The sequence below is a fragment of the Pseudoalteromonas sp. SR45-5 genome (assembly GCF_014163565.1).
Classification (GTDB): domain Bacteria; phylum Pseudomonadota; class Gammaproteobacteria; order Enterobacterales; family Alteromonadaceae; genus Pseudoalteromonas; species Pseudoalteromonas distincta.
The window spans coordinates 1-1,004 of the sequence record NZ_JACJDN010000943.1 but is presented as its reverse complement, the minus strand read 5'-3'; the positions used below and the strand labels follow the sequence as shown (position 1 = coordinate 1,004).

1 protein-coding gene is annotated in these 1,004 nt (G+C 37.6%); it reads left to right on the top strand.

Going from position 1 to position 1,004, the window contains the following annotated elements; genetic code table 11:
- A partial coding sequence (locus H5072_RS20240; RefSeq protein WP_182694611.1) for a carboxy terminal-processing peptidase occupies nucleotides 1-953 on the top strand: 953 nt, incomplete at its 5' end.
- Nucleotides 954-1,004: the final 51 nt, after the last annotated feature.

Here is a 1,004-nt window from a genome sequence, read left to right as displayed (position 1 = left end):
CAAGTAAAATTGGGGTGATTGAAATTCCTGGCTTTTACAATAATCTTTCGAAAGATGTAAAAGTAGAACTTGCTAAGCTTAAAGAAGAAAAGGTTGATGGTATTATTATCGACTTGCGCCAAAATGGTGGTGGTTCATTATATGAAGCAACACAATTGTCAGGTTTATTTTTTGACCAGGGCCCAGTTGTTCAAATTCATACCTTAAATAACCGTATAGAAGAGCAAAAAGATCGTGATGGTATAACTTACTATGACGGCCCTTTAACTGTGTTAGTTGATCGTTACAGTGCATCTGCTTCTGAAATATTCGCAGCAGCAATGCAAGATTACGGTCGCGCTGTAATTATTGGTGAGCAAACATTTGGTAAGGGTACTGTACAGCAGCACAAAGGCTTAGGCCGTGCTTATGACCTATACGATAATGCGCTAGGCAGTGTACAGTATACTATTGCTAAGTTTTATCGTATTAACGGCGGTAGCACGCAACATAAAGGTGTTATCCCTGATATTTCGTTTCCATCAGCAATTGATCCTGCACAGTGGGGCGAAAGTAAGCAAGATAATGCACTTCCTTGGGACAGCATTGTTAAAGCGAAATATAAAAAACTAGGTAATTTAACAACTATTATTACGTACCTTGAAAAACAACACGAAGTACGAATTAAATCAGAGCCAGAATTTGGTTATGTATTTAATGACATTACCTTATACAACGAAGAGAAAGACCGTAAAACTATCTCTTTAGTTGAAGCAGACCGTATTAAAGAAAAAGACGAAGGTGAAGCACGTGCACTTGTACGTACTAACGAACGTCTTAAGCGTTTAGGTAAAGATCCGGTAGAAAACTTAGACGATATACCAGAAGTAATTGAAGAGCTTGACCCATTTTTGGAAGAGGCTGCATTAATTACTCAAGATTATATAAATTATGGTCGTATAGCTAAGAAGTAATAACTGGTTTTACCTCTGTAAAAAAGGCGCATTGGCGCCTTTTTTACTACC